The organism is Streptomyces sp. GbtcB6 (genome assembly GCF_019091475.1).
GTDB lineage: Bacteria > Actinomycetota > Actinomycetes > Streptomycetales > Streptomycetaceae > Streptomyces > Streptomyces hyaluromycini.
In genome coordinates this window covers 1-23202 of record NZ_JAGXJL010000092.1, presented here as the reverse complement: position 1 = coordinate 23202, position 23202 = coordinate 1, and the positions used below count along the sequence as shown (strand labels likewise).

Sequence of the window (23202 nt, the reverse complement as noted above, 5' to 3'; positions counted from 1 at the left end):
GCGGGTGTCCCCGTCCCCGCCGTACGCGTCCTCGGCAGGGTCCACGACTTCCTCATGCTCGCCAGCCTCCGCGACTGCCACGCCACCGACATCGCACGCCGCATCGCAACCGACGCCATCAGGAGGGCTCTGCACGGAAGTTGACGCCCGGCTGCGGACGGCTGTGCCCTCGCTCACGGGATGACAGCCACTCTTCGGCGAAGTCCGCACGCGGTACGACCTGCCCGGACTGCGAGGCCATCGGCACCTTCTCCGAACCAGCGCCGTGACCGCAAACGATCACCGGCGTGGCGTGACGGCCGGGTGTCGGCAGCGGTGGATGTCGCGCGGGTCGGCTGAAGGTCGTGCCATGGTCTGTCAGTTGCCTGGCCTAGGGTCGCCCGCATGGCTGAGTCCTCCTTTCTGACCGCCGTCCGCGAGTCGTACGACACGGTCGCCACCGACTACGTCGAACGCGTCCCGCCTCCGGCCGAGCTGGACCCGCTGTCACGCGCGATGCTGGCGGGGTTTGCCGAACTGGTGCGGACGGCCGGTCTGGGACCGGTCGCGGACCTGGGGTGCGGCCCCGGACGGGTGACGGCGCACCTGGCCGGGTTGGGGGTGTCCGTCTTCGGCGTCGATCTGTCGCCGAAGATGGTCGGCCTGGCCCGGCACGCCTATCCGAACCTGCGGTTCACCGAGGGCTCGATGACCGCGCTGGAGATGAGGGACGACGAGCTCGGCTCCATCTTGGCCTGGTACTCCACCCATCACACGCCCCCACAGTGGCTGCCGGACGTGTTCGCCGAGTTCCACCGCACGCTCGCGCCCGGCGGCTACCTGCTCTGGGGGGACTATGTCGGCAATGAGCGGCTGCAGCCGACCCGCGGCTATGGCCGTCCGGTGTCCTACGAGTCGTACCTCCTGCCCCTGGACCACATGGTCGACCTGCTGGAGCAGGCCGGACTCGTCGTCACCGCGAGACTGGAACAGGAGCCCGGCGGGCGCGTGAACAGACCGCACGCCTGCCACCTGGCCCGCAAGCCCGAAACGCCCTGACGGGGCTCATTACCGAGGTGAGGCCGCTCGGCCGGACCGCCGACGATCACGGGGCGGGCGGTCAGATCGCCGGGTTGAGAGGACGGCCGCCCCAGCGGATGCCGTTCTCGCTGCGGACACGGGCGCGCGCTCGGCGCTGCACGGCCGGGACGCCTGGATTGCGTGCGTTCTGGTTGCGCCAGTGCACGTAGTGATCTGCCAACATGGCCCGCTCGGGGCACGACCTGCACACCGGCGACGAACCAGCCCCGGGATCGAGGCACCCCTCTCCCCGGGCACACCCCGGGACACGTGAGCTTCACCCTGTACGGCGGCCCACAGCGGCGGGCGGGACTGATCGAAGACCACAGCATGCGCCGACGTTCATGGCGGCGCACGCCCTGTGGCCTTCGTGGGTAGGGAACCCTTTGTCCCTCAGCCCTCGCTGTCCCGCTGCGAAACCACAGCCCGCGGTTCGAGGAATGAGGACGGCCACATGGCCGTTCAGTCGCCCGTGGTCTGCTTTCCCGGCAGTGGATCGAGCAAGCGATGAGGCTCGCGCAGCCCCATGGCCACCGGATCCGTACGCGCTCCTTCCCCTGGGGCTTCCATGGGAATCACCATGACGTCCTGCGGCTCCGGGATCACACCGCACTCAGCACAGCGTGCGGTGGGGTCGAGTGGCTCGCCGCAGTCGGCGTGCGTGAACATCCGGCGGGGCTCACGGTCATCGGCTGCATAGGCCTCGCCCCAGGTGCGGAGGGCGTACAGCGGCGGCCACAGTGTCTTCCCCTTGTCAGTGACTTCGTACAGTTGGCGCCTGCCGTGCTCCGGGTCGGGCCGGCGTTCGAGCAGGCCGGCGTCGGCCAGGGCGGTCAGCCGGGCGCTCAGCACGGACCGGGGGGCGTCGAGGTGGGCAGAGAAGTCGTTGAAGCGGCGGGCGCCGTAGAAGGCGTCTCGCATGATCAGCAGCGTCCAGCGCTCGCCCACCACCTCGAGCGCGCGCGCCAACGAGCAGTCCTGATGTGCGTAAGTACTGGGCAACACCTTGTCATGAAACCACAGAAGACACCTTGAGTCCAATGATTGGATCCAAGGATCGGGGCACCCCGACCGAACCGGCGAAGCGCCCGGCCGGAACCGGCGACGCAGTTCCGCAGTCCTGATCATTGCGATTCACTCTGACCGCCGTCTGGCGAGTTGGAAGTGCCCTGGCAATTGGACAAGGCTTCCCATCCCGGCCAGGATGGGGTTTAGGTCCGGTGATCGGACTCACGCGCGCCAGGGGGCTGCGCATGCCAGCCCTCGAGCACCTTGGGGTTGACCAGTGGACGAGTTGTTCGGGCGAGACAAGGAACGCGATCGGCTGGCGGAGGCTCTCGAGGCCGCACGGCACGGAATGAGTGCGGTCCTCGTGTTGCGGGGCGGGCCCGGGACCGGCAAGAGCGCGCTGCTCGATGACGTCCAGGTCATGGCCGGCAGCGATCTCGAGGTCATGCGTTTCGACGCCGTGGAGTCCGAGGCCGAGTTGGGTTTCGCCGCACTGCACCACCTGCTGCGGGCCCGCCTGACCCAGTTGCCCAAGCTGCCGGACCCGCAGCGTGAGGCGCTCGGTCAGGTCTTCGGGCTGCAGGAGCGGATGAGCCCGCCCGACCGCTTCCTCGTCGCGCTGGCCTCACTGGGGCTGCTCACCACGCGGGCCGACGACAGGCCTCTGCTGTGTCTGGTGGACGATGCCCACTGGCTCGATGAGGAGTCCGCCGTGGTACTCGCTTTCGTGGCCCGCCGTCTGTACGCCGACTCGGTCGTGATGGTGTTCGCGTCCCGCGACCGGGTCGGCCGCATCGACCACCTGGCGGGGCTGGCCGAACTGACCGTTGGCGGTCTCCCCCCAAAGGCAGCCGGCGAGCTGCTGGAGTCAGTGGTCCCCGGTGTCCTCGACCCCTGCGTCCGGGCACGCATTGTCGCCTCCACGGAGGGCAACCCGCTTGCTCTGATCGAGGCTGCCCGAGAGCTGAAAGCCCCCGAACTCAGTGGTGAGGTGCCGCTGCCGGAGCCCATCCCGCTGGGCCGGACGTTGGAACGACTCTATGTGCGTGAGGCGTCGACGTTACCCGCGCAGACCCGAATGCTGCTGCTGGCCTCGGCCGCCGATCCGACCAGCGACCCTAACGTGCTGTGGCGGGCAGGTCCGGCGCTGGGCTTCGACGCGTCCGCCGCGATGGCTGCCGAGGAGCGTAACCTGCTGTCGATCCGGGACACGGTCAAGTTCCGCCATCCGCTGATTCGTTCGGCCGTGTACTACGGCACTCCGCTGGTACAGCGCGCGAAGGTGCACACCGTCCTTGCCGACATCGCCGGAGACCGCGGCGAGATCGATCTGCGCGCCTGGCATCTCGCGGCAGCGGCGACCACCCCCGACGAGAGCGTCGCGCGAGAGCTGGAACGCGCTGCGGAGCGCGCCCGCGACCGCGGTGACTGGACCGGGACTTCGGCGCTTCTGGCGCGAGGCGCGTTCCTGACGTCCGAGTCACCCTCGCGGTCCCGGCGTGTTCTGGGGGCGGCCGAGGCCGCCGCCATGGCCGGTTCGCCCGGCAGGGCGCAGGCGTTGCTCGACGAAGCGGCCGCCCACCGTGGGGACCGCTGGCACAACGCCTCGGTACAGCGTGTTCAGGCACGGATCCACCGGCTGACGGGACTCCCGGCCGCGGCGACCGACGCCTTGCTGACCGCCGCCCGGGAGCTGGGCCCGGTAGATGCCCGTACGGCTCGTGACATGCTCGTCGAGGCCCTCGTCCAGACCCAGATCAGCGGCCCGCTCGCGCCACAGGGGGCGTCACGCCTGAGCGTGGCCCAGACCGTCCGTTCCCTGCCGTTGCCTGCAGGGACGCCGGTCACGACGGGAGATCTGGTGCTGGAGGCCGACACGACACTGCATCTCGAAGGGCTGGACACCGCCGGCCCGCAGTTGCAGCGTGCCATCGAGGCGATTCGGCGCGAGGTGCCGACAGCTCCCGAACTCTTCCAGTGGCTGGCCGCGGCCTGCCCGCATGCCACCGTCCTCGGTGACGACATCGCCCTGCACGACCTCGGCTGGGGCCTTGAAGCAGAGGCCCGGCGCCGGAGCGCGGTCATCCCGATGGCCCTGGCACTCAGTTACACGGCCCTGTCCGAGCTGGTCGCCGGCCATCTCGCCAAGTCGGAGCGCCTGTTCGACCAGCGTGCCGCGCTGGAGGAGGCACGGGGCTCGCAGTTGCACCTCGGCGCCCTGTTGATCGCGGCGTGGCGCGGCCGGTTCGAGGCGGCCCGTACCCTGACCGAAGCCGTCCGAGAACACGCCGCCCGTACCGGCCAGGGCTATCAGCTGGTCTTCTGCGACTACGCCCGGTGCACGGTCGAGCTGAGCCAGAGCCGGTATCTCGAGGCGTACCGCAGTCTGGAAGAACACGTCTGGGACACGTCCCAGCTCAAGTTCGCGATGGTCGACATGGTGGAGGCGGCGACCCGCTGCGGCAAGGCGGACGAGGCAACGCACCTGGTGGAGCGCCTGTCCCGACTGGCCGAGCGGACCCCCGTCCCGAGCCTGCTCGGCGACCTGGCCCGGGCTCGGGCACTGACCACCACGGATCCCTCGTCGGCCGAGGCACTGCACCTGCAGGCGATCGAGCATCACGAGAACACGCGCGGGCCGCTGCGCAGAGCACGCAGCCGTCAGCTGTACGGAGAGTGGCTGCGCCGGGAGCGCAGGGCCGGGGAGGCCCGCCGCGAACTGCGGATCGCCTACGAGCTGTTCGATGCCATGGGGGCCGGCGGGTACGCCGCCAGAACCGCGGAGGAGCTGGCGGCCGCCGGCGATCCGGTCGAGACCGGAGCGAACACATCCGCCGGAGGCAATGATCTGACTGCACAGGAGGCACGTGTCGCCCGCCTGGCGGCCGGCGGGGCCACGAACGCGGAGATCGCATCCCGCCTCTTCCTGAGCGTGCACACAGTGGACCACCACCTGCGCAAGGTGTTCCGGAAACTCGGCATCCACTCCCGGCGCGAGCTGTCCGACCAGCGGGATCACATCATCTCGGCGTAAGGTGCGCCATCGGTCAGCGGTTTGATGTCGCCGCGTCGATGATGATCTTGTCGACGGCGTCCGGCCTGGTGAGGCTCACGTCGTGGGCAGCACGGATCGTCGTGGTCTTCGCATGTGCTCGGGCGGCCATGAACTTCTGGCCCGCGGGCGAGATCGCGTGATCGTCGAGGGTGACCAGGTCCCAGGTGGGGATGGTCTTCCAGGCCGGCTGTACGCCGAGCGGCTCGCCGAAGGCGCTTTGTGACAGCGGACGCTGGGTCAGGGCGAGTTCGGTCGCCCCGGCAGAGGAGTTGTCGTTGGCGAAGATCGACCGGAAGTCACCGGGGTTGATGTAGAGGTCGGCGTTGGTGCCGCCCGGTGCTGAGGAGTCGGGGTAGTCGCGGACCACCAGCTTGTCGGGGGTCAGCAGCGAGCCCGGGTACTTGTCCGCCGGCAGCACGGTCGCCGCGCTCTCCCCCTTGTCGAGCGCGAAGGCCGCGACGTAGACCAGGGCCTTGACGTTGTCGAGCCCTGCTGCGGCCTCGGTGATGACGGCGCCGCCGTAGGAGTGGCCGACCAGGACGACGGGGCCGTCGATGGTCTGTAGGAACGACTTGATGTAGGCGGCGTCGCCGGACAGGGACCGCAGAGGATTGGCGGGGGCGTACACGGTGTACCCCAGATCGTGGAGTCTGGTCACCTCTGGTGCCCAGCTGCCGGCATCGGCGAAGGCACCGTGGACCAACACGATCGTGGGCTTGGTGGTGGCGTGCTCCGGGCGGGCGGCGTCCGCTCCGGAGGCCGAGAGCGGGATGAGGCCGACCGAGGCTGCCAGGACGAGGGCGGTAGCCGGGAAGACGGTACGCCTCCATCGGAAGGTCATGCTGGGCATCGACTGCTCCTTCGGTCGAGGGGGTGCGGCACCGCGGATGTTTCTCGCCCTTCCAGCAGCGCGTAATCCCGTGTCATGCGTTGTGCCGGTAAGGGCGCGATCACGTGCTCCGCAGCACACGGGATCACGTCGGCTGCGGACTACGGACCGCGCGGGATGCCACGAGGCGCCTGTTGCCGGACCGTGGTCCTGATGGCGCCCTGCCGCACAGGGGCGCCCGCCCACGCCCTGGCCCGGGGCCCGCTCCGCAGGCCAGGGCCGCCGCAGGAAGCGAGAGGAATACGACCATGACGTCACCCGCATCGTCTGCCACCGTGGTGCTCGTACACGGCGCGTTCGCGGACGCATCGAGCTGGTCCCGCGTGGTGTCCCGCCTGAGCGCAGCGGACGTGACGGCCGTGGTACCGGCCAACCCCCTGCGGGGCCTCACCTCCGACGGCGAGTACATAGCGAGCGTCGTCGCCCAGATCGACGGCCCGGCCCTGCTGGTCGGCCACTCCTACGGCGGTCCGGTGATCACCTACGCGTCCGCCAAGGCGGAGAACGCCGCGGGACTGGTCTTCGTCGCCTCCTTCGGTGTGGACGAGGGTGTGTCCACCCTCGGCTCGAACGAGGCCTTCCCGCCCGCCGAGCTGGACAGCTCCCTGCTCCCGCGCACGTATCCGATCGGCAAGGAGACCGGCACGGAGTTCTACATCCAGCCGGAGCGCTTCCACTCGGTGTTCTGCGCGGACCTGCCCGACGACGAGGCGGCCGTGCTCGCGGTCAGCCAACGGCCCGCCGCCGATGTGGCGTTCGGTGAGCCCCTGGCGGTCGAGCCGGGCTGGAAGCGGCTGCCGAGCTGGTTCGTCGTCGCCGGGGCCGACCACGCGATCAACCCCGACGCGGAGCGTGCCGCGGCCCAGCGCATGGGTTCGACCGTCACCGAGATCGCCGGCGGCTCGCACGCCATCGCGCTCACCCACGCGGACGAAGTGGCCCGGGTGATCGTCGGAGCACTCGACGAAATCCGGTAGTACCCGACGCGCGGCGTCAGGACACCGGAGACCTCCTGACGGACACTCAAAGCTTGCGCCGGACCATTGGACATGAAGGCGAAATGACCGATCTACTTTCAGAAGCCCTCGAAGCTCACGGCGGCCTGCAGCAGTGGAACCGCTTCACCACGGTGACCGCCACCATCGTCAGTGACGGGGAACTCTTCGCGGACAAGGGTCTGCCCCAGGACCTCGAACCGCGCCGGATGACCGTCAGCCTGCACGAGGAGCACGCCTCGGTACTTCCCTTCGGGGCTCCCGACCAGCACACGGACTTCACGCCCGACCGCATCGCGATCGAACGCACCGACGGCACCGTCGTCGCCGAGCGGCTCAACCCACGGCAGGCGTTCACGGGCCACGCCCTGGAGACTCCCTGGGATCCTTTGGACCGCGCCTACTTCAACGGCTACGCCCTGTGGACGTATCTCACCACGCCCTTCTTCGCGACCATGAAAGGCATGGGGGTGGAGGAGGCGGAACCCTGGACCGAGTCGCCGAGCGAGCGATGGCGCCACCTGCGGGTCACCTTCCCGGACGACATCGCGAGCCACAGCACCGTCCAGGACTTCTACTTCGGGGACGACCTTCTCCTCAGACGCCACGACTACCACGTCGACATCGCCGGCGGCTTCGCAGCCGCGCAGTACGTCTACGACATCGACGAGGCCGACGGAATCAAGTTCCCCACCAAGCGTCGCGCGTACCTACGCCGGCCCGACGGGCGCCCCGACCACGACCACATCATGGTCAGTATCGACTTGAGCGACGTCCACTACGTCTGACCAGCGCTGATGACTGAGGCTGCCCTCCGCTCCCGTCTGCCAGGCCCGGCTCTCCGCGGACCACGGGCGGGGCCGCCCACGATCGCGACCAGGCGATCCGGGTCCGGCTCCGCCCGTGGTCCGCGGGACAGGCCTCAGCCGCGATTCTGCACGGTCAACTGCGCGCAGAGGAGCAGGGTGTACGGGTTGTCCCGGTCGCCGTGGAGTTTCATCATCTCGGTGAAGATGCCCTCCGCGGTCTCCTGTTCGGCGGCCACTCGGCCCCAGTCACGCAGGTACTGCTTGCTCTGCTCGATCGTGTCGGGTGTGTCGGGCGCGTCGACACGCTTGTGGCCCGACACGACGGTCTTCGGGTTCATGGCCGCGATCCTGTCCAGGTTCGCGATCCACGCCTCCCGCTTCTCGTCGTCCGTGAAGGCGGTCATCATGTGGACCTGGTTGTAGCAGATGTCACCGGCGACAACGGCGTCGAGCTGCGGCACGTGCAGGATCGTGGAGTCCTCGATGTCGCCCTGGCCGACGTCGAGAACGGACAGCTGGTGGCCGTCGAGGCTGATCGAATCCCCTTCAAAGAGCTCCGGCAGCACCGGGTCGCCGGGGACCTGATCGCCGAAGACTCCCTGCCAGTAGGGGCCCATGTTGGCCTTCTCGAACTGCGTGCGCTCCAGGACGCCCCTCGTGGCGAGTCCGCGCAGGCCGGGGAAGTGCTCGCGCAGCCTGGTGAGACCGAAGGTGTGGTCGGAGTGTCCGTGAGTGAACAGCACGCCGACGAGGTTCTTGCCGAAGCCCTTGATCCACTCGGCCAGTGCGTCGGCCTGGTCGTATGTGATGAGGGCGTCGACCAGAAGGGCTTCTGTCTCGCTGGTGACGAGCGTGCTGCTGCACGGGGACCACATGGGTTTGACCCCGGCGGCTTCGGCGTCCGGGTTCGGGACCGGCCGCATGGGGGCGACGTAGACGTGGATGTCCAGACCGGTGTCACTGGTCATGGTGGGGTTCCTTCCTGATCAAGAACTGCTGTGGACTACGGAGAACTGCGGGAGGCGGCAGTCGGCGGGTGGGCGGCGAACCTGTCCTGTTGTGGGCCCCGCGACGGCTTCCGTGACCTGCCAGGCCGAGAACCTCAACAGGTCCAAATCTGTTGCGTGCCCGTACGGGCGGCATCCGGAGGACATCAGCGCGAAGCAGCCGTAGACGCCAAGAGCGGTGTGGACCGCTTCCGGCCCTCCCGCCACCAGCGCCGCGGACCTTGCGGACGCGCGGCCGGGAACGTGGCCCTGACGCGCCTCGTTGGGTGGCGTGGGGACAGGTCTACCGGCCGGGGGCGGGCAGTGGGCGTCGTGTCGGCGCGGCGACGCGTCTGACCGCCGGGCCGGACGTCATGCTGCTCGGCTCAGCCGACCGTGAAGCGGCGCTGGATGTACCGGGGGATCTCCACCTCGTCCAGCAGCGCAACGGCCAGGTCCTCGGCGGAGATCCCACTCTCTCCCTCGGGCTTCTGGATCATCTGGTCGCCGCCGATGCGGTAGTGACCGGTGCGCGTGCCCGGCGCGATCCGGGCGGCCGACGGGCTCAGGTAGGTCCAGTTCCGGTCGGACAGTCGGCACAGCTTCAGCACCTCGGCCTGCGCCAGGATCACCTTGCTGTACTCCGCCGGTACCTTGAGCACCTCGGCCACGGTGCGGTCGAGTGCCGGGTCGTCGATGAACCGCCGTCCGGGGGCGAGCTCCAGGCTGCCGCCCCCGCCGACCACAAGCAGCCGTGTCGCCGGGCGGTCCTGCAGTGCGGTCAACAGCGTGCGCGCGACGGCGGGCAGCACGTCGGCGTGGGCGATCTGGTCCGCGATGTCGCTCCCGGGGCTGATGGTGTTGAGTACCACGTCCAGTCCGGCTATGGCCGCCCGGGCGCTGGGCAGGTCGGCGGGATCGGCGACGCGCCAGGTGACCTCACCCGATGCAGTGGGAATGCGCGCTTCGTCGCGGGTGAACGCGGTTACTCGATGCCCGCGTTCCAGGGCCTCCGCCACGGCGGCCCGGCCGATCACTCCGGTTGCTCCGAAGATGCCGATGTCCATCTGGTTCTCCTGCGTTGAGTCGTTGTGCCGCATGTCGCCCCCGGTCGCTCATGCGCCTGCCGGGGGCAGCGGGGTGGAGGGTCAGTCCTGGGCGAGGCGGACCAGCATCTTGCCGGTGTTGGCGCCGCGCATCATCGCCAGCAGTGCGTCCAGCGCATGCTCGATGCCGTCGACCACGGTCTCGTCGGCGCGCAGGGAGCCGTCGGCGAGCCATGCCGAGGCGTTGCGGGTGAGTTCGGGCAGCAGATCCGCGTGGTCCCAGGCGATCAGGCCGCGCAGTGACAAGCGCTTGCCGATGGCCAGCGGCAGGGCGGAGGGGCCGGGTACCGGCCCGGTGGCGTTGTACTGGGAGATGGCGCCGACCAGCGCGATCCGCCCGTGGTCGTTCATCGCGACCAGTGCGGCCTGCAAGTGCCCGCCGCCGACGTTGTCGACGTAGACGACGATGCCTTCCGGAGCGGCCTTGGCCAGCTGGCCGAGGACATCGCCTGCGCGATAGTCGATGGCGGCGTCGAAGCCGAAGTCTTCCACGACGCGGCGCGCCTTCTCGGGTCCACCGGCCGAGCCGATGACCTTGGCCGCGCCCAGCTTCTTGGCGAACTGTCCGGCGACCGAGCCCACGGCGCCGGCCGCGCCGGAGACGAAGACGACATCGCCCTTCTTGACCGGCGCGGCGTCGATGACCGCGGCGTAGGCGGTCAGTCCCGTCAGACCGAGCAGGCCGAGGTAGGTCTGCGGGGGCGCCAGGGCGGTGTCGACCACCTTGACGTGCTCGGCATCCAGGAGCGCGTACTCGCGCCAGGCCTTGTAGTGGCTGACGGTCGCGCCGACGGGTACGTCCGGGGCCTGCGAGGCGATGACGGTGCCCACCGCGTCGCCGGTCATGGTCTCGCCGAGCGCAAACGGCGGGGTGTAGGAGCGGCGGTCGCTCATCCGGCCGCGCATGTAGGGGTCGACGGAGAGCCAGGTGTTGCGCACCAGCACCTGGCCGGGGCCGGGGTCGGGCACGGTGACGGTGGTGAAGGCGAAGTTCTCGGCGGTGGGCTCGCCGACGGGGCGGGTGGTCAGCTGCCATTCGCGGTTGGAGACGGGCATGCGGGGTCCTTGGCGTAGTGGGGGGTGCGGAGAAGGGCTGCGGCTGCCTCGGCCGGGCTCAGTCCTCGACGTCGTCGCCGAGCAGGTCGGCCAGGTGGGCGCCGAAGTGGTCCTCCAGGTCGCCCTCCTGCTGCATGCCGCGTTTGAACAGCGCGGCCTGTCTCTTGTGGGTCTCGGGCCAGGTGAGAGCCTCGCTGAAGGCACGGCGGCCATCGAGAAGCCGGTCCACCGAGGGCAGGGAGACCTGGTTGACCAGGCGCTTGGCGGCTGCGAGCGGGCGGCGGTCGAAGGAGGCGATGCGCCGGGCGAAGGAGTCGACGAAGTCGTCGAGTTCGGCGTCGGGCAGGGCGCGGTTGACGTAGCCGTAGCGTTCGGCGGTCTCGCCGTCGAAATCGTCGGATCCGAGAATGATCTCCAGAGCGCGGCCGCGGCCGACCAGCAGGGGCAGGCGCTCGGTGCCGCCGGCCCCCGGGATGACTCCCGAGCCGGCCTCCGGCTGGCCCAGGAGGGTGTTCTCGCGGGAGGCGAAGCGTATGTCGCACGCCAGGACGAACTCGCTGCCGATGCCGCGTGCGCGTCCGCGGATCTTCGCGATGCTCACCACCGGATGCTCGGCCAGGCGCAGGAGCACGTCGTGGGGCTGGCCCAGGCCGCTGCGGCCCGCCCGGCGTACGACGTCCGCGGTGTCGCCGCTCATGTCGTAGTGCGCGAGGAAGAAGTCGGGGTTCGCGCTCTCGAAGACGACGACGCGCAGCTCCTCGCTCGCGTCCATCCGGGCGAGCAGGCGGTACAGATCCTCGATCACAGCCCTGCCGACCAGGTTGAGAGGTGGGCTGTCGAACACCGCCCGCCAGTAGGCAGGCGACTCCTCGACGACGCGCAACGGCCCGTGGTCGATCTGGATCTCGTTCATCACTGCTCTCCTCTCGCCACCGAGGCTTTTGGATTTTTTAAATCATCCAGATTCTGGAGTATACACATCATCCAGAACGGCTGGGCGGCACAGCAGCACACCGACACCCCGTGACCAGCAGGAACGATGGAAAACGTCCCGATAGCAAAGGCGGAGGGTGACATGGGGCACTCACAGGCGGAGAAGGGCGGCGCCAGCAGGGAGCTGGTACCACGCACCGCCTCGCGCAAGATCCGCAAGAGCCACGGCGGCTTCCTACAGCGCGTCTCTCGCGCAACGAGCTGATGGCGCAGGCCGAGAACGCCGCTCTGGCAGAGCGGGTACGCGGCGAGCAGTCACGTCCTCGGTCAAGCCCCGTCGTCCGACCGGCAGCGCGCGCCCGTCCATGGAGACACCCGGTACGGCTTGCGTCACTTCAGTGACTGGAGCTGCGGTACCGGGCAGGTTGAGTCCTCTCCGGTTGCGGCGCCCCGGTGAGGGTTCTTTACTGGGAGGTACAAATCGGGCGGCACCAAGCGGTCCACGACGTGGCGCGGCGGAGCATTCCGTCGACGGCGGGGCGTTGCAGAGTGGCTGGCCACGGGCTAGCGCGTCGCCGCGTGCTGCGTTTCAGCGAGTCCCCTGAGGTGGGCCTGGCTACAGCCCGCCGGTTCATCGCCGAGGGCCCCGTTCCCCTCGCGGGCGGAGCGGGACCGGGCCGGATGCGGCCGTGGAAAACCTCGGGGACAGGGCTAGGTCGGTGTCCGAAGCGGTGTCTCGAAAATCGACGGAGCAAGGAGTCGTGTCCCATGCTCGCCATCCAACTCACCCAGTTCGGGGAGCCGGAGAAGAGCCTGGAGGTGGCGGACCTGCCCGAGCCCTCGGCTCCCGCCGCTGGACAGGCGCTGATCCAGGTCGAGTACGCCCCGCTCGACCACCACGACCTTCTCCTGGCACAGGGCATCTACCCCGTACGCCCTGAGCTGCCCACCGTCATCGGCAACGAGGGCGTCGGCACGGTCATATCCGTGGGGCCCGGCGTCATGGAGGTCCGCCCCGGAGCGAGAGTCCTGCTTCCCTTCGGCGTCTTCTCCTGGTCCGAGCAGGTCGTGGCCGAGGCAGCGGACCTGACCGTCGTGGACAGGTCCATCAGTCTTGAGCAGGCGGCGATGCTCACCATCAATCCCGTCACCGCGGGGCTCCTGGTCGGCCTGCGCGACCTTCCGGCCGGTTCCTGGGTTGCGCAGAACGCGGCCAACAGCGGGGTGGGCCGGTCCGTCATCGTGTTCGCCAAGGAACGCGGGCTGCGCACGATCAACATCGTGCGCCGCAAGGAACTCGTGAACGAACTCCGTGACCTCGGCGCCGACATCGTGGTGGTCGACTCCGCGGACGCCGGCGCGCGCGTGCGGGAAGCCATCGGGTCCGATCCGGTACTCCTCGGCTTCGACGGCGTCAGCGGAACGGCGACCGCATTGCTGCTGGACGTACTGACCGACGGCGCCCTGCTGGCGATCTACGGGTACCTGAGCGGCCAGCCGTTCACACCCGATCCGGACGTGCTGAGGACGAAGAACATCACCACGACGGAGTTCTGGATGTACCAGGACGAATTCCTGCCCCGGCTGCCGGCGTTGACCGCGGAGTCCGCGCAGCTGGTCTCCGAGGGAAGACTCGTCCTGCCCTCCGCGCCCGTCTACAAGGCGGCGGACTTTCCCGAGGCGCTCGCGTACTTCCGGGAGCACGGCAAGGTCCTCCTGGACTTCAACCCGCTTCGCGCGTAGGCGCCCCCGCACCTGCCGCCGAAGCCGGAACCACGCCGGCAGTAAGCGGCCGGAGCCGATCACACCGCCGCTGCCGGGGCGCTGGCACGGCCCCGGCACACGATCAAGGACGGGCAGCATGGCCGCACACAGCACCATCGGAATTCTCGGCGCGGGAGAGATCGGACAGGCCGTCGCCGACAAGGCCGTCCGGCACGGACATGAGGTACTCCTCGGCAACAGCCGGGGCCCGGAGACACTCAAGGCGGTCGTGGAGCAACTTGGGCCGAAGGCCCACGCCGTGACAGCGCAGGAGGCCGCGCAGCCGGACCTCGTCTTCCTCGCGGTGCCGTTCTTCGCCGTACCCGACCTGACCGGCCTCACCGACTGGTCCGGGAAGATCGTCATCGACACGACGAATCAGTTCGCGGCGGCCAACCCCTGGCGGGGCCGGTACGACGTCGGCGACCTCACGGGCAGCGAATGGGTCGCCGAGCGCCTTCCCGGAGCGCGGATCGTGAAGGCCTTCAACAGCCTGTTCGCCGCGTTCATCGCCGCGGACCCCCAGCACGAGGAAGGCCGTCAGGTGGTCTTCTACGCGGGCGACGATGCCGATGCGAAGGCGGCCGTCGCCGCTCTGCTGGACCAGTTCGGGTTCGCCGCCCTGGACCTTGGCGGTCTGCGGGAGGGTGGGCGCCTGATGCAACTCGACGGCCCGCTCAGCGCACGGCACTTCCTGCTTCAGGATGCCGGCTGACAACCCGGACCTCGCGCGCTTCCGGCCACGCACGCCGAGCACACACAGGAGGAGCGTCATGAGCCGTCGTGTCATCTACACCCGCGGCGGGTCGCCCGCCGACGTCCTGACCGTCGTCGAGGAGCCCGAGCCGGCAGCGCCGCAGACCGGTCAAGTGCTCGTCCGTGTCACCGCGTTCCCCGTTCACCCCGGCGATCTCCAAGCCGTCGAGGCGTATCGAGGCAGCAGCGGACAACCGGTCCCGGCCGGTATCGAAGCCACCGGCGTGGTGGAGGCCGTCGGCCCGGGCACCCCGGTAGCGCCCGGGGTCGAGCCTGGCGCGCGGGTGACAGTCTTCCCGCACCCGGGCGCCTGGTCCCAGTGGATCGTGGCGGCCTCCCGGGCGGTGGTCGCCGTACCGGCAGGAATGTCGGACGAGGTCGCCGCGCAGATGCTGGTGAACCCGATCACCGCCGTGATGCTGCGCCGCGAGGCGGAGGCACACGCCTCCATCGGGTACGACGGCGTCCTGCTGCAGACCGCCGCCGGCTCATCGGTAGGACGGCTGCTGACCGCCGTGAGCCTCGCCCACAACATCTCCCTCGTCAACGTCGTCCGCAGCGAGCGAGGAGCCGCGGAACTGCGTAACCGCTTCCCGGACGTGCCGGTGGTGACGACGGAGCACGCGGGCTGGGCCGATGACGTACGCGGCGCGGTCGACGGCCGTCCGGTGAGCGTGGCACTCGATCCGATCGGCGGGAAACTCGCCGAGAGCCTTGTGGACCTGCTCGCGCCGGGCGGAACGCTCATCTGCTACGGGCAGATGGCAGCGGAGCCGATCTCACTGCCCGCGTCGATGCTGCTGCACAAATCGCTGACGCTCCGCGGCAAGACCGTCGGCCACTGGATCTCAGACATCTCCCCCGACAGGCAGGCATCCGATGTCGCCGCCGCGAAGCTGATCGCCATGGCGGCCGAGGACCAGTTCGACGTAGCCGGCACCTACGGTCTCGGTGACCTGGCAAAGGCCGTAGAGCACGCCCAACGGCCCGGCAAGGTCGGCACCGTCCTCATCAGCCCCTGGTAAGCGCCCCTGCGCTGCTGGTGATCGTGAAACCCAAGGGCTGTCCGGGCAAGGACCGGGTCACACTGAACTGTCTTCCCGCCGATCGGGCGCCCGCCCTTTCGGCGAAGTGCGGGGCAGAAGGGCCAAAGCCTGTTCGGCGGCCCCGGTGACAACTTCCGCGACCGCTCCCGCCCTGCCCAGGGCCTCCAGCCCTCGCAGCACAGCAAGGAGAAGGCTGGCGAGCCCGTCCGTGTCCGCGTCGGCGTCCAGCGAGCCCTCCTCCTGAGCCCGGGCGATGCAGTCCGACAGCTCGCCGTACAGCCCGCGGACCGTGGCAGCAGTCCTCTCGGCAACGCTCTTGTCGACTGCGGCGAGTTCCGTGGCGCTCCTGGCCATCATGCAACCGCGCCGCTCCACGTCCCTGCTGATCGCTTCGGCGATGTCGCATACAAGGCGTTCCAGCCGGGGCAGGGCCGGTCCCGGGCCGCGCAGCGCCGAACGCCAGGCTCCGATCGCGTCACTGTTGTAGCTGTCCAGTGCCTGAAGGAACAGGGCATGTTTGTCGCCGAATGCCCCGTACAGGCTTCCGCGTCCCAAACCGGTGACAGCGCTCAGGTCGTCGATGGAGGTTCGGTCGTAACCATGGGACCAGAACTGGTCGCGGGCAGCCCGAACAACCTCCTCGTCGTCGAACTGCCGAGGCCGGGCCATGAGAAAACTGTACGCCGCGTGCGAGGCATTGCAGGTAGAAAGCAGGGCAGTACGAACCTGTTTCGCGGCTTCTGGCACCGGCTCACCCGGACTCCCCAGCTTGCGCCACCTGCCGCGCTCACCTTCACAAAGGCACCCCGGGAACTCCTATGACCCGATGGACGGAAGAAACGGCAGAGGCCCCTTCGCCGACTGCGGCGGCCACACGCTTCATTGACCCATGCCGGACATCGCCTGCGGCAAAGACACCGGGGATACTCGTTTCAAAGGGAAGAGGGGAGCGCTGCAGTTCATGCCATGACGACCCCAGTTCTTCGTCAGCAATGTGCACATCGGTGTATATGAACCCGTCCTTGTCGGCTGCGCAGGCTGCATTTAGCCAATCCGTGGCCGGTGTTGCACCTATGAAACAGAAAAGCCCGCTGCAACCCAGCAGAGTTTCGACACCCGTGGCGGAATTTCTGATCGTGATTGCCTCCAGGGAGCCTCCCCCCTCAAGCGCTGTCACTTCACTTGACGTATGCACGGTAACGCGCGGGTCAGCCAGGAGGCGGCGAACAAGGTAGGAGGACATGCGCGCCCCGACGTTGTCGCCCCGCAGGATGATGTTCACTGCAATTGATTTACCAGCCAGGAACAGAGCCGCTTGGCCTGCAGAGTTCGCCCCTCCCAGCACAGCCACCGATCTACCTGCACACGAACGGACTTCCAGCTCAGTCGCGGCATAATAGATTCCCGCACCTTCGAAGCGTTTCCAGTGGGCGATCGGAAGAGACCGATAGCGAGCACCGGTTGCGATGATCGCGGCGCGCGCAAGAACATCTGTGCCATCGGACAGGGAAATCCTTATCCGGCCGGCAAGGGGCTGGAGGTCCACGACACGCGAAGGCGAGTAGAGGCGAGTCCCGAATTTCAACGCCTGCACGGCGGCAAGACGGGTCAGTTCCGCACCGCTGATGCCATTGGGAAATCCTAGGTAGTTCTCGATGCGAGAACTTGCCGCTGCCTGCCCTCCGGGACCCACCGCGTCAAGAAGGACGGTTCCAAGTCCTTCCGATGACCCGTACACCGCAGCACCCAGCCCGGCAGGGCCGCCCCCGATGACAGCGAGGTCTATCTCTTCGTCCTTGATTCTTTCATGCGAAAGTCCCAGATTCGTCGCGAGGCTTCCGGGTGTGGCATTGCGCAGCGAACGCCCCGGAAGGAGAACGGCAGGCAAATCATCTGCGGCAAGTGAAGCAAGCCTCATCAGCAGCAATCCATCGGGGGTTGCGTCGTCCGTCCAGCGATATGGAAGTGCCATGTGTTCAAGGTACGACCGCAGCGCCATACACTCGGCCGAGGTAGCACTTCCTATAACCTCGATGGCATGCGAGGCAGACTCCATCAAAATTTCACGCCGAGCCCTGAAGGCGGCGATCAGGATGTCGGAGAGTACCGTCTCGGTTTCCATCAACAGGCGAAACCGGTCTGGCGGAATTCTATAGATGCGGCCGTCGGTGGCGGCGCGGGCAGGGAGATAGACGAACTGCCCCGTGAGGATGCTGAGTTCGCCGATGAATTCTCCGGGGCCGAAAGTGACAATCACCTCCTCGGGATAGCCTGGCCCTGCCTCCCTGATGATTTCAAGCTGACCTTCTTCGATGACCACCAGGTCATACTTGTCATCTCCCAGCCGGAATATGAATTGCCCTTCGAGGATGTTCTGCGGAACACCGAACTCGAAAAGTCGGGACAGTTGGTCCTCTGCAAGGCGAGGATAGGCCCTGTCGCCCCAGATTCGGCGGCCTGGTTGTCGAGAGGGCATGATCAGCTCCTCTGGATCGAGGGCACTCCACCAGCAGCCTGCCCGACACTGTAGTGACGCGCCAGCCGTCACCCGATGAGGCCGCCGCCCCGGCGTGCGCCACACGTGGGCGGGCACGGACCAGAGCCCCCGACGGGGCTCGGGCTTCGGCATGAGGCTATTGAACGCGATCTCGGCCAAACACAGCCGCTGGTCGGCCTGCGCCTGGGAAACTGCCACCCAGTCCTTGACGGGCTGATTCTTGCCAGAGGCATCGAAGAGGGCAGGGCCCCCGCCAGCAGGCGGGCGAATGCGCACTCTGGCCTCTCTTCGCGGCTAGCCACATATGGCGGCCATATTCAGACCTGGACAAGACCGCCATCGACGAAGAGTTCGGCTCCCGTGGTGAAGGAGCTCTGGTCAGAGGCGAGAAAGACGGCTGTGGCCGCGACCTCATCGGGGCGTCCTATCCTGCCGAGGGGAATCTCGTCGGCGAGACTGTCCGCCAGCTGGTGCTCGTCCCTTGTCGGGCTGCCCAGACCGCGGATGCCCGGGGTCTCTATCGGTCCCGGGCTGAGGGCATTGACCCGAATGCCGCGCCCTGCGAGTTCGGCGGCCCAGGTGCGCGCCAGGTTGCGAATGGCGGCCTTGGTGGCACTGTAGACCGTCATGGCCTGGACACCCATCGACGCGTTGGTGGACGACAGCACGATGACCGAGGCCCCGTCCGGCAGCAGAGGCAGCGCCTTCTGGACTGTGAAGATCGTCCCCTTGACGTTGATATCGAAGGTCGAGCAGTACTCCTCCTCGCTGATCTCCCCCAGTCGTGAAAGTCCGCCGCCGCCGGCGTTGGCGACCACCACGTCCAGCCGTCCGCTGCCGCCTTGGATGATTGCGAAGAGGTGATCCAGATCGTCGAGATGCGAGACATCACCTTGTATGCCGATGGCCCGTCCCTCGAGGGATTCCAGAGCCGTGTCCAACTCGGTCTTGCGCCGGCCCGTGAGGTACACGGTGGCGCCCTCGGCGACGAACCGACGGGCTATAGCCAGACCGATCCCGGACGAGCCGCCAGTCACCAGGCTGATCTTGCCATCAAGCTGTCCCATGGCGTCCACATCTCCCTTGCGGCAACTCGACCAGAGACCCGCTGGAAGCCGAGCACCTCGGCATGCGGCAACCAGACCCTCATCGGCAGCGGAATCCACCGCCCCGCCTCACGGGTCGCATGGTTTGCTAGGATTTGTACTTCTTAGTAAAGAACCCGAAGCGGGGTATGGCAACCGGAGGACGCTCGCCTGCGGAGATCGCCGCCGCCAACCGGACCGTCTCGCCGCGGGTGGCTTTGCGACCCGTCGGACGTCTGCAGCAGGCTCGGCGGGCGGGCGATACGAAATCGGCCTGACGGCCCCACGCACAGTTGACTGGTGCACGCAGAGAAGGGGCCGGCACTCGGTCGCCGAAGACGGACTTGTGGTTCGCGTCGGCTCCCACAACCCGCTGCCACGGCAAAGCCGTCAGGCGCGCCGGATTCTGTTCGTGCCACAACGGCCCTGCCTCGGCAACGAGTTCAGCGACCAACATCGGCGACGCCCCGGCGATCCGGTTCTCCGCCACGATCAGCTGCGCGCGCAAGCCCCGTCATGCCCAGTTCCATCAGCTGCCTCGGTGCCGAGCCAAGGCTGGCCGAGCACGAGGTCGTCAGGCACCGCTGGTGCAACATCTCGGCTGAATCGGGCCCGCTTCCCTCAGGGCGCGGCCCATCGATCCAGAGCGTAATTCCTGAATGCATACCGCTCATGGCTCATGGTGCGACCAGGTCGTGACTGTCCCCTATCAGTTCCTGGATCAGTTCGTCCGGGACGTCACCGGCCAACGAGATATTGACCCAGTGTCGCTTGTTCAGCTTGTACGCTGGGTGCACTGCCTCGAAGCGTTCCAGCAATTCGGCCACCCGCTGCGGATCGGCCTTGACTGTCACCTGGTCGTCCGGGAACTCGTGGCCGCTGAGGATGGCAAACACCTTGTTGTTCGCCGCGGTCTTGAACACCACTCGGTCCGGGGCGAACGGACGCGACTCGCTGACTCCAGCGAAAGAAAGCGCCAGCTCCCTGACGTCATCCATGGTCATGGCTACCTCGCTTCCATAGCTGACACGCTCAACCTACTCAGCTTCGCCCGATGTGGCGCGTCCAGTTTGACGGCGCCATCGCCACCGACACTCCCGTGGAGCCTGACGGAAATCCACACGCGAACGATAGAGCGATCTGGACGTCGATGATCGGCAACTGCTCTTCGGAGGAAGCCAGACCGCCGGCTTCAACGGCTCCGGACCGCGCTGGGGTAGTCGGTCGCCCGGAAGCAGCCGTGGACGTGGTCGTTGACCACACCGACGTTCTGCATGAAGGCGTACACGCTGGTCGGGCCGACGAAGCGGTATCCCTGCGATTTCAGTTGCTTCGCGAAGGCCTCCGCCAACGGGGTCGACGCCGGCAGGCTGGCGATAGAGCGCGGGGCCCGCTTGCGGTTGCTCTCGTAGGACTTCGCGAGGTGCGCGAGGCTCGGCGACGCGGACATCATGATGCGGGCGTTGTCCACAGTGGCCTGGATCTTGCTGCGGTTGCGGATGATCGAGGCATCCTGCACCAACCGGTCGACATCTTGCTCGGTCATCGCGGCAACCTGAGCGATGTCGAAACATCGGAATGCCCTACGGAACGAGTCCCGTTTACCGAAGACGACCGACCAACTGAGGCCGGCTTCGAACACGCCCAGGGTGAGCGCTTCGAACATCGCGGACGGGTCGTAGGTGCGGGTGCCCCATACGTGGTCGTGGTAACGGACGTAGGCGATGTCGCCATCGCCGGCCCAGGCGCAGCGTGGCTTTCCGTCCTTCCCGATGTTCACGTCGTCGTTGCTCATCCGCGCCTCCGGTGTTTGCTTCGGCCGGACCGGCTCCGTGGGGAGATCCGGTCTGGAGGCCTCTCGGACTGGTCGTGAGACTTGCCTCTGCTGGGCGACTGGGCCAAGGCGCCGACGCCGGATGGTGCAAAGGTTCACCCGGCTGTTGAACGGCAGATCTCGCAGTGGAGGGACGCCCGGGAGGGCAGTGCGGCCTCGACGGCGTTCGTGACCTGTTGCTGCGAGGCTGTGGGGTCTCTCATTGGCTGTCCAATCCTTCCCAGCGCGGATCAGGACCGCATCACGTATAGCGCGTGGTCCTGACACAACCCGCGCCTTCGGCAACCCCGTGGTGGTTCGAACAGGCCGCGCGACAATCAGTTCGACGTCATGGTGCTGCGGCGGTTGCCCGGATTCTCACCGGCCGTCGCAGCGAACCCGCGGATCCTCAGAAGTCGATCAGGCAGCCGGATGGCTGGGCATAGTGGCGCGCAGCTCCTGCCCGTCGGTGCAGAAACGTTCACCAGGTCCGACCCAGTCGGTGCCGCTCGTATCGACGTCATCGGACCGTACTCGATCCCGGAGAGCAGCCAGTTCGTCAGGCAGGTGCCGTAGCCGGCTGAGTACGCGAGTGCCGTTCCGCTGCCCTGCCCTGGATCGCGACAGGAAGTCCGCCATTTCGCGGTCGGGGACGACAACATGGCAGTAGGGCACCGCCATGCTCAGGGCGTCGATGTCATGAAGAGCGTTCACCGTCCACGCCTTGGTGTGGTTACGGAAGAGCTCCGCCTTCAGGTCCACGGCGACACGGACCGATGGCATTTGGTCGGCGAAGGCGACCATTCGGGGGCGCCCCGACTCGGGCCGGGCGGGATCAAGACCGATCTCGCGGTGGAGGTCGATACGGTACTCCGCGAGCAGTTCCTTCAGTAGATCGAAGTGTTCGTGGAGGATCTCGCGCGCTTGAACCCGCACCCGGAGTTCGTGCCGGCTGACCGGATCGTCCGCGAGCAGTCCGACGTAGATCTCCTCCCACTCGAGCCTGCTGCGGAAGGCCTCACGTGTTGCTTCGGGGCGGTATCCGCGGCGCCGCAGGTCTTCGATCTCCTCGTCCCGCGGCCCGGCCAGCAGTTGGAACTCGGCGTACTGATTGACCTTGCGCAGCCATGCCTGCATCCCTGGAATCGGGCCGGCGTCCACCTTGCCGGACGGGCCGTAGAGGCTCAGCGGAACACGTTCCCCGGCAAAGGCCCACATCGCACCGATGCCGAGTGCCTCCGGCGGCCACGGCCGGAACGCCGGTCGCCCAAAGCTCACATGCATTGCGTGCAGCATCTGGTGGCGCAGAAGAACGTGTCGTGAGCGCAGCGTCCGGCAGTGCGAGACCGATGCCATGGTCCGTGCAAGGTTGGCTCGCTGGCGAGGGTCGGTGATCTTGTTGGTCTCGATGTAGTGGGTGGACGAGAGCGGGAAGGCGACCCCGGCGGCGCTCGCGTCGCGTACGGCAGCGAGGACGTCCGTGTCGGACGCTTCGCGCGGTGTTCCGTTCGCCGCGCGTGCCAGGCGAATCCATACCCACTGGTCGAGGTAGACCGACGGTGTGGACACGTGCACGTCTACCGGACCGACTTCCGCTGTCATCGACGTACCCACATTCTCCGAGCGCTCTGGTCTCGACGGGCGCGTACGAGTGAGGGAGAGCTCCGCTGGGAGGAGCGGACCGCACCGCGTCTCACTCAGCCATGCTTCCAGCAACGTTCCCCGAAAGCTGCGACTTTTACGGCGCCCGGTCCACGCCGCAGGATCTCGACGCTATCGCCGCGTAAGCCGGGCTGCACCGTCCCTCTTCCATGTCAGACGGAGGCAGTCCGCCTCATGAAAAACCAGGTTGGATGAACAACGCGGAAGGCAGCTGACTCTTAAGACCAACAATCGTGGAGAAAGCAGGTGTCAGGCCGCCTGCCGTCTCGTGCCCCTACCGGCTCCCCGTGCCGCGGGAAGTCCATGTGCGCGAGAATCTGACTGTCTGCGGGCCTTCCTGGGCACCTGCCTGACCGTGTCTGCCCTCCTCGCCGGAAGGGCAGACGGGGCGTCTGACACGCCCCTACCCTGGCGCCATGAGTCAGCACGATGGCCGCCCACCCTCGGCGGACTGGGTGGCTCAGGAGATGGAGCAGATGCTCCGCGAGTGCGATGCACTCCTTGAGTCCCACGACGAGCAACTGCGCAGGCTCCGCAAGGCGATTGCCGAGATCAAAGCCGAACGCGAAGTGGCGTGCGGCAACCGCGACAGGGCCCAGCGTGTTCTAGGCCGTGTTTGAGATGTCGATCAGCACAGGCCTTGATCGACATTTCGGGTACCGCATAGCGTCAGGACGGTGGAA

Annotated in this window: 20 protein-coding genes and 1 pseudogene; 9 read left to right on the top strand and 12 right to left on the bottom strand. The window is 67.7% G+C overall.

Annotated elements, in window-relative coordinates; all coding sequences use genetic code 11:
- Both KVT45_RS57360 and KVT45_RS52450 read left to right on the top strand, forming a co-directional pair.
- Positions 1-144: pseudogene (locus KVT45_RS57360) on the top strand (esterase); the annotation flags it as partial.
- 240 nt (positions 145-384) lie between these two features.
- Positions 385-1038, top strand: coding sequence for a class I SAM-dependent methyltransferase (locus tag KVT45_RS52450; RefSeq protein WP_217561769.1), 654 nt, complete (start codon positions 385-387; stop codon positions 1036-1038).
- Between the two features lie 483 nt (positions 1039-1521).
- Here KVT45_RS52450 and KVT45_RS52445 read toward each other — a convergent pair whose 3' ends face one another.
- Positions 1522-2028 carry a helix-turn-helix domain-containing protein gene (locus KVT45_RS52445; protein WP_254648640.1) on the bottom strand — a complete coding sequence of 169 codons (507 nt, stop codon included), beginning with the start codon at positions 2026-2028 and terminating at the stop codon, positions 1522-1524.
- Positions 2029-2344: 316 nt separating this feature from the next.
- On the opposite strand from KVT45_RS52445, the gene KVT45_RS52440 reads away from it, so the two are divergent.
- Entirely contained in the window at positions 2345-5101 is a 2757-nt protein-coding gene (locus KVT45_RS52440) for an AAA family ATPase (RefSeq protein ID WP_217561765.1), read from the top strand.
- 13 nt (positions 5102-5114) lie between these two features.
- On the opposite strand, the gene KVT45_RS52435 is transcribed toward KVT45_RS52440, so the two are convergent.
- Positions 5115-5972, bottom strand: coding sequence for an alpha/beta fold hydrolase (locus KVT45_RS52435; RefSeq protein ID WP_254648639.1), 858 nt, complete (start codon positions 5970-5972; stop codon positions 5115-5117).
- A gap of 287 nt (positions 5973-6259) precedes the next feature.
- Here KVT45_RS52435 and KVT45_RS52430 point away from each other — a divergent pair, with 287 nt between their 5' ends.
- Positions 6260-6988, top strand: a complete 729-nt coding sequence (locus KVT45_RS52430) for an alpha/beta fold hydrolase (RefSeq protein WP_217561763.1) — start codon at positions 6260-6262, stop codon at positions 6986-6988.
- A gap of 83 nt (positions 6989-7071) precedes the next feature.
- Complete coding sequence (locus KVT45_RS52425) at positions 7072-7794, top strand: hypothetical protein (RefSeq protein ID WP_217561761.1); 723 nt, start codon at positions 7072-7074, stop codon at positions 7792-7794.
- A 134-nt stretch (positions 7795-7928) separates the two neighbouring features.
- Here the strand turns inward: KVT45_RS52425 and KVT45_RS52420 are convergent, their stop codons facing one another.
- From KVT45_RS52420 to KVT45_RS52405, 4 genes are all read right to left on the bottom strand, one after another.
- A complete protein-coding gene (locus KVT45_RS52420) occupies positions 7929-8783 on the bottom strand; it encodes an MBL fold metallo-hydrolase (RefSeq protein WP_217561759.1) in 855 nt (284 codons plus the stop codon).
- 404 nt (positions 8784-9187) lie between these two features.
- Positions 9188-9868 carry an NAD(P)-dependent oxidoreductase gene (locus KVT45_RS52415; RefSeq protein ID WP_217561757.1) on the bottom strand — a complete coding sequence of 227 codons (681 nt, stop codon included), beginning with the start codon at positions 9866-9868 and terminating at the stop codon, positions 9188-9190.
- A gap of 81 nt (positions 9869-9949) precedes the next feature.
- On the bottom strand, positions 9950-10963 hold the full coding sequence (locus KVT45_RS52410) for an NADP-dependent oxidoreductase (protein WP_217561755.1): 1014 nt from the start codon (positions 10961-10963) through the stop codon (positions 9950-9952).
- A 58-nt stretch (positions 10964-11021) separates the two neighbouring features.
- Entirely contained in the window at positions 11022-11876 is an 855-nt protein-coding gene (locus KVT45_RS52405) for an enoyl-CoA hydratase/isomerase family protein (RefSeq protein ID WP_217561753.1), read from the bottom strand.
- A 788-nt stretch (positions 11877-12664) separates the two neighbouring features.
- Here KVT45_RS52405 and KVT45_RS52400 point away from each other — a divergent pair.
- The 3 genes from KVT45_RS52400 to KVT45_RS52390 are packed head-to-tail and all read left to right on the top strand — an operon-like array spanning position 12665 to position 15441.
- A complete protein-coding gene (locus tag KVT45_RS52400; protein ID WP_217561751.1) occupies positions 12665-13639 on the top strand; it encodes a zinc-dependent alcohol dehydrogenase family protein in 975 nt (324 codons plus the stop codon).
- A 58-nt stretch (positions 13640-13697) separates the two neighbouring features.
- Complete coding sequence (locus KVT45_RS52395) at positions 13698-14375, top strand: NAD(P)-binding domain-containing protein (protein WP_308311146.1); 678 nt, start codon at positions 13698-13700, stop codon at positions 14373-14375.
- 58 nt (positions 14376-14433) lie between these two features.
- The gene (locus tag KVT45_RS52390) at positions 14434-15441 is read left to right on the top strand and encodes a zinc-binding dehydrogenase (protein ID WP_217561747.1); all 1008 of its coding nucleotides are present in this window, start codon (positions 14434-14436) and stop codon (positions 15439-15441) included.
- Positions 15442-15498: 57 nt separating this feature from the next.
- Here KVT45_RS52390 and KVT45_RS52385 read toward each other — a convergent pair whose 3' ends face one another.
- From KVT45_RS52385 to KVT45_RS52360, 6 genes are all read right to left on the bottom strand, one after another.
- Positions 15499-16131 carry a TetR/AcrR family transcriptional regulator gene (locus KVT45_RS52385; protein WP_217561745.1) on the bottom strand — a complete coding sequence of 211 codons (633 nt, stop codon included), beginning with the start codon at positions 16129-16131 and terminating at the stop codon, positions 15499-15501.
- Between the two features lie 124 nt (positions 16132-16255).
- Positions 16256-17938: a cyclic nucleotide-binding domain-containing thioredoxin-disulfide reductase gene (locus tag KVT45_RS52380; protein WP_217561743.1), complete on the bottom strand. Its 1683-nt coding sequence runs from the start codon at positions 17936-17938 to the stop codon at positions 16256-16258.
- Between the two features lie 338 nt (positions 17939-18276).
- Positions 18277-19026, bottom strand: a complete 750-nt coding sequence (locus KVT45_RS52375) for an SDR family NAD(P)-dependent oxidoreductase (RefSeq protein ID WP_217561741.1) — start codon at positions 19024-19026, stop codon at positions 18277-18279.
- Between the two features lie 695 nt (positions 19027-19721).
- Positions 19722-20048, bottom strand: a complete 327-nt coding sequence (locus KVT45_RS52370) for an MmcQ/YjbR family DNA-binding protein (protein WP_217561739.1) — start codon at positions 20046-20048, stop codon at positions 19722-19724.
- Between the two features lie 188 nt (positions 20049-20236).
- Positions 20237-20839 (bottom strand): DNA-3-methyladenine glycosylase I, encoded by a 603-nt coding sequence (locus tag KVT45_RS52365; protein WP_217561737.1) that lies wholly within the window; start codon positions 20837-20839, stop codon positions 20237-20239.
- A 438-nt stretch (positions 20840-21277) separates the two neighbouring features.
- Positions 21278-22459, bottom strand: coding sequence for a hypothetical protein (locus KVT45_RS52360; RefSeq protein ID WP_217561735.1), 1182 nt, complete (start codon positions 22457-22459; stop codon positions 21278-21280).
- 476 nt (positions 22460-22935) lie between these two features.
- Between KVT45_RS52360 and KVT45_RS52355 the strand changes: the two genes are divergently transcribed.
- Positions 22936-23139, top strand: a complete 204-nt coding sequence (locus KVT45_RS52355) for a hypothetical protein (protein ID WP_217561733.1) — start codon at positions 22936-22938, stop codon at positions 23137-23139.
- Positions 23140-23202: the final 63 nt, after the last annotated feature.